Annotated in this window: 6 protein-coding genes and 1 pseudogene; 5 read left to right on the top strand and 2 right to left on the bottom strand. The window is 61.9% G+C overall.

Annotated features, from left to right (window positions below):
- Both EOA22_RS23265 and EOA22_RS23260 read left to right on the top strand, forming a co-directional pair.
- Positions 1-418: hypothetical protein (locus EOA22_RS23265; protein WP_127390241.1), on the top strand; the 418-nt coding region annotated here is incomplete at its 5' end.
- A gap of 168 nt (positions 419-586) precedes the next feature.
- Positions 587-808, top strand: coding sequence for a hypothetical protein (locus tag EOA22_RS23260; RefSeq protein ID WP_013532531.1), 222 nt, complete (start codon positions 587-589; stop codon positions 806-808).
- 3 nt (positions 809-811) lie between these two features.
- On the opposite strand, the gene EOA22_RS23255 is transcribed toward EOA22_RS23260, so the two are convergent.
- On the bottom strand, positions 812-1318 hold the full coding sequence (locus EOA22_RS23255) for an OsmC family protein (RefSeq protein WP_013532532.1): 507 nt from the start codon (positions 1316-1318) through the stop codon (positions 812-814).
- A gap of 202 nt (positions 1319-1520) precedes the next feature.
- Between EOA22_RS23255 and aguA the strand changes: the two genes are divergently transcribed.
- Together aguA and EOA22_RS23245 are read left to right on the top strand one after the other, a co-directional pair.
- On the top strand, positions 1521-2627 hold the full coding sequence (gene aguA / locus EOA22_RS23250; protein ID WP_013532533.1) for an agmatine deiminase: 1107 nt from the start codon (positions 1521-1523) through the stop codon (positions 2625-2627).
- Between the two features lie 45 nt (positions 2628-2672).
- Complete coding sequence (locus tag EOA22_RS23245) at positions 2673-3767, top strand: polyamine ABC transporter substrate-binding protein (RefSeq protein ID WP_013532534.1); 1095 nt, start codon at positions 2673-2675, stop codon at positions 3765-3767.
- A gap of 109 nt (positions 3768-3876) precedes the next feature.
- Here EOA22_RS23245 and EOA22_RS23240 read toward each other — a convergent pair whose 3' ends face one another.
- Entirely contained in the window at positions 3877-4626 is a 750-nt protein-coding gene (locus EOA22_RS23240; RefSeq protein WP_013532535.1) for a LuxR family transcriptional regulator, read from the bottom strand.
- Positions 4627-4843: 217 nt separating this feature from the next.
- On the opposite strand from EOA22_RS23240, the pseudogene EOA22_RS23235 reads away from it, so the two are divergent.
- A pseudogene (locus tag EOA22_RS23235) lies at positions 4844-5486 on the top strand (peptidase S10); the annotation flags it as partial.

Raw genomic sequence — 5486 nt, 5'->3', positions numbered from 1 at the left:
CAGCGACACCGACGCCCGCGACCGTATCGGCAAGGGGCCGTGGGTGAACGCCAAGGGCGTCAAGATCGCTGACGACGTCGCCTCGTTGCACAGCGATGCCAACGGCATCACCAAGCAGACGGCGCTCAACGAGAAAGGCGAAGTGGTCAACGGCCGCGGTGACACGCCGAACCGCCACGACGTGCTGACCGGCTCCAAGCCCGACGGCACCAAGATCGCCGACCAGACCTGCGGCGACTGGACGATGAGCGGGGCGGAAGGCGCCGCGATGATGGGCCATCATGATCGCACGGGCCTCGACGATTCTGCAGCCGCCAAATCCTGGAATTCCTCGCACGCCTCGCGCGGCGGCTGCAGCCAAGAGGCGCTGAAGGGCACCGGGGGCGATGGCTTGTTCTATTGTTTTGCCACCAACTGAGCCGATTGCGCTTCGAAATCGGGCTGGGAAACCCGCCGTCACATCACGCGGCTGTGATGAGACGGCGGGAAGCTGTGCGGCGGTCATGCTTTCGTCATTTCCTTGGAGTTGGTAGGGTCACCGCGACTCCCACAACAAGCGCCCAACTGGCAGAACAAGGAAATCCCCATGGCTACGACCGCAGCAGCGTTGGTCTGGTATCTGGTAATCGCCGGTCCGCAAGGCGGCATGGTCGTGCTGCCCAGCACCTTCGACAAGCGCGAACAATGCACCGCCGCCATCACCGAATATCAGAAGCAGCCGACACCAGCCGGCTGGTCGGTGCAATGCGTGCCGAGCGCCTCGCCCTTCACCGACGAGGGTGACGCCGAAGAACCGTCAGCACAGTAGGCGTCAGCGGCGTGCGCTGACCGTCAGTTCCGGCTTCTGGCTGATGGTCTGGAATACCACGCAATAACGCTCGGTCAGCTTTAGTAGCGAGTCTATCCGCTCCTGCGGCTCATCGGTGTCGAGGTTGAAATTGAGCCGGATGGCGCGAAAGCCGACCGGCGCATCCTTGGCGACACCGAGCGTGCCGCGAAAATCGAGATCGCCTTCAGCCTCTACCGCGGCGGCGCCGAGTTTGAACTCGAGCGCCGTCGCCACCGCCTTCAGCGTCACCCCGGCGCAGGCGACCAACGCCTCCAGCAGCATGTCGCCCGAGCAGAGCTCAAGGCCTGAGCCGCCTGTTGCCGGATGCAGGCCGGCGATGGCGAGCGCCCTGCCCGTCTCCACCTTGCAGGCAACCGACTGGTCGTCGATCGAGCCCTTGGCGCGAAGCGTGATCATGGCCTGCGAAGCGTCGTCACGATAGGCCTGCTTCAGCGGCGCCTGCATGGCCTTCAGTTCGGTCGCATCCATCCGCTTTCCCCTTTCGTCGACTGCTTGCGTCACCGGCATGCGCCGTCCGGTCAAGATTTGCGCCGATCACCTTGGGAAGGCAATGCCATTCCGCAACAGGTGCCAGCCGCCTACACCGATATCCCAAATGGGACATTGACGGACAAGGTCCCAAAAAAGTCTGATCCGGGCAAGTCATCACTCCATTTCCCGGCGGTCCCCGATGCCTCGAACCCTCTCGACAAGGCCGAAACAGGATGGGTTTCGCGCGCCCGGCGAATTCGAACCCAAGTCAGGCTGCTGGATGATCTGGCCGGAGCGGCCGGACACCTGGCGCCTCGGCGCCAAGCCCGCGCAAAAACTGTTCGCCGATGTCGCCGCGGCGATCGCGCAAAGCGAGCCGGTGACGGTGGCGGCTTCTGCTCGCCAGTGGCAGAATGCCCGAGCGCGATTGCCTGGCCATGTGCGTGTCGTGGAGATGTCCACCAATGATTCCTGGCTGCGCGACAGCGGTCCCAACTTCGTCGTCAACGATCAAGGCGACGTGCGTGGCGTCGATTGGATCTTCAACGCCTATGGCGGTTTTGACGGCGGCCTCTATTCGCCATGGGACCTGGATGACCTTGCGGCGCAAAAAGTGCTCGAAATCGAGAACATGGATCGCTACCGCGCACCTCTGATCGCCGAGGGTGGCGGGTTGCAGTGCGACGGTCAGGGCACGCTCATCACGACGGAGCAATGCCTGCTCAACCGAAATCGCAACGCTCATCTCGGCAAGGCCGAGGTGGAGCGCCAGCTTGGCGACTATCTCGGTGTCGACACCGTCATCTGGCTGCCACGCGGCTTTGCCTTCGACGAGACCGACGGCCATGTCGACGACGTCTGCTGCTTCGTGCGCCCCGGCGTGGTCGTGCTGAGCTGGACCGACAATCGGGACGACCCACAATATGAGATCGTGCGCGAAGCCGAGGCGGTGTTGCGTTCGGCTCGTGATGCGAAGGGCCGCGCGCTGGAAGTTCACCGGCTGCCCCATCCCTTGCCGATCGAGATGACGCCGGAAGAAAGCGACAGCGTGGACCGGCTGGATTCGACCTGGGCGCGACCGGCCGGAAACCGGATCGCGGCGAGCTACATCAACTACTATCCGGGCAACAGCGTCGTGGTGGTGCCGCAGTTCGGCTGCGATCTCGATGTGAAGGCCAAGCGGACGCTGGCCGAGCTGTTTCCCGACCACCGAATAGTCGGCATCGAAAACTCGCGAGAGATCCTGCTGGGCGGCGGCAATGTCGCCTGCATCACCTTGCCGGTCTATGCCCCGCAACGACGTTGAGGGACGGAGCATGCCGAGAACACATAGCGAAAACGGAGGACATTCATGCGCGCTCTGATCTTCTCAACCCTGCTTGCCTGCGGCGTCTGCGCAAATGCGGCTTCGGCGGACGAGGAAAAGATCGTCAACGTCTACAACTGGTCCGACTACATCGCGCCGGACACGGCCGAGAAATTCGAGAAGGAAACGGGAATCAAGGTTCGTTACGACGTCTATGACGGCAACGAGGTGCTTGAGACCAAGCTGCTCACCGGCGGCTCCGGATATGACGTGGTCTACCCTTCAGCCTATCCGTTCCTCAAGAACCAGGTGAAAGCAGGGGCTTTCCTGGAACTCGACAAATCGAAGCTTGCCAACCACTCGAAGATCGATCCGCAAGCCCTCGCGCTGATCGCCGGCGCCGACCCGCAGAACCTGCATGCAGTGCCCTATATGGCGGTCACCGACGGCATTGGCTACAACGTCGCTGCGGTGAAGCAGCGGCTGCCGGACGGGCCGACAGATTCCTTCGCCATGGTCTTCGACGTCGATGTGGTCAAGAAGCTGTCCGATTGCGGTGTAGCTATCATCGATGCGCCGGCTGAAGTCATCCCGATGGCGATGAACTACCTTCACATCAACCCCAAATCGACCAGTCCCGACGACCTCGCCAAGGTCGAGGACCTGCTGGTCAAGGTGCGGCCCTACATCCGCTATTTCCATTCGTCGAAATACATCAACGACCTCGCCAACGGTGACATCTGTGTGGTGTTGGGCTGGTCGGGCGACATACTCCAGGCAAGGACCCGTGCGGCGGAATCCGTGAAGAAGCTGGAGATCGCCTATTCCATCCCCAAAGAAGGCACGCTCATCAACTTCGATACGATGGCGGTACCGAAAGATGCGCCGCATCCCGACAACGCCCAGGCCTGGATCAACTTCAATCTGCGGCCCGATATCGCCGCGGCCAATTCCAGCTATGTCTCCTACGCCAATGCGATACCGGAGTCCCTGCCGCTGATGGACAAGGCCATAGCCAGCGACCCCGGCGTCTTTCCGCCTGATGCCGTGAAGGCCAAACTGTTCGTGGTGGACAACAACGACCCAAAGCTGCTGCGATCCCAAAACCGCATGTGGACGCGCATCGTGACGGGACAATAGAGCAATTCCAGAAAAAGTGCGCAGCGGTTTTCCCGGGAAAAGCGCGTAGCGCTTTCCCTTGGGAATTGCGTCAAAGCAAAAAGACAGAGCCGGGCGGAAGCCGTCAGGCTCAAGCGGCTTCGCGGATGGCCGCCAGCAACTCGACCTGGGAGTGCACACCGAGCTTGCGATAGATCTGCTTGATGTGGTTGCGGACGGTCCCGGGCGAGATGGCGAGGCATCGCGAAATCGTCTTGGCGTTGCCACCATCGACCAGATGCCGCGCAATCTCGGTCTCGCGCCTGCTCAGCCGCGAGCGAGCGTCACCGATTGCGGCGCCCTTGTGCCGGAAGCGGCACAGATGGAGCAATCTTTCCAAAATGAGCCTTGTCGCGCTGCTTGCCGCGCAAGCCGTCGCCAGATCCTGCTCGCCAAACGGTTCTGCCCCGTTTCGCCTGAGAAAAGTGACATAGCCAGCGGTCAGCCGGTCGAGATTGAACACGCCGGTGATCTCGTCGAAACTGTCGGAAGGGCCGAAGAATTCGCGATAGTAGGGAGTCCGCTGGAAGTCGCCATTGCGGAGTGCCGACAGCGGCAACAGGAAATCCTGCCTTGTGCTGGCGAACCTCTGGAAGAAGGGATCCTGGCGATACAGTCGTGCATCGTAGTCGCGGTTCCAGCGATCGGGACCGGCATCGTCGATGGTCAGGGATGTGATGTCGCGACGGTAAAAGCCGACATAGGCGCGGTCGGAGCCAAGCAACTCGCTCGCCGCTGCCGTGAAGCGAGCCGACAATTCTTCGGGTGTCACGGCAACGGCCGCAGCGGCGACACCGCCGCTCCAGCGCCCAAACTGATCGAGGGAAAGGTTCGACTGCATTCCAATTCATACTAGGCATGATGCCGAAAAGTGTGAAGCGGTTTTCGGACGGCATCATGCTCCATCTGTTTGATTTAGAGCCGGATTCAGATTTCAGGTCGATCGACCTGAAATCATCCGGCTCTAGCGCAAGCCGTTGCAAGTTCAAATCAGCCATTTCCTTTGACTTCGACCCTCTCGGCCATACCTATGCGGGAGTCGTTGTCGCGGAGCCATCATGCCGGTCAAATTGAAACTGATCTGCCTTATCCTGCCGATGCTCGCCGTCCTGGCGCAGCCCGTCCTGGCTGAAACGGCGGAGCGGCCGGCGCCCTCGGGCGGCGTGCTATCCCTGCTGCCGCCGCCGCAGACCACCAACCATTCGATCACGCTGGCCGGGCGCAAGCTGGATTACCAGGCAAAGGCGGCGACCCTGTCGCTGCTATCGGGCAAGGGCGACGTCACGGCGGAGATCTTCTACGTCGCCTACACACTGGAGCCGCCGGCAAGCGGGGCCAAAGACCAGCAGCGGCCGATCACCTTCGTGTTCAACGGCGGCCCTGGAGCAGCGTCCGCCTATCTGCATATCGGCGCACTCGGTCCACGGATAATCGCGACGGGAGCCGACGGCGAATTCCTGCCGTCACCGCAAAGACTGATCGACAATCCGGACAGCTGGCTCGACATGACCGATCTCGTCTTCGTCGATCCGGTGGGAACAGGCTATAGCCGCGAGGCACCGGGGCAGGACACGCGCGATTTCTGGGGCGTAAACCAGGATGCCAGCTCGATAGGCGCCTTCATCCGGCTCTATCTCGCGCAGAACGGCCGCACCGGGTCGCCACTGTTCCTCGCCGGCGAAAGCTATGGCGGGTTCCGCG

This window comes from Mesorhizobium sp. M7A.F.Ca.US.014.04.1.1 (assembly GCF_003998745.1).
In the GTDB taxonomy this organism is placed as follows: Bacteria; Pseudomonadota; Alphaproteobacteria; order Rhizobiales; family Rhizobiaceae; genus Mesorhizobium; species Mesorhizobium ciceri.
This window is presented reverse-complemented; position numbering and strand designations above follow the sequence as displayed.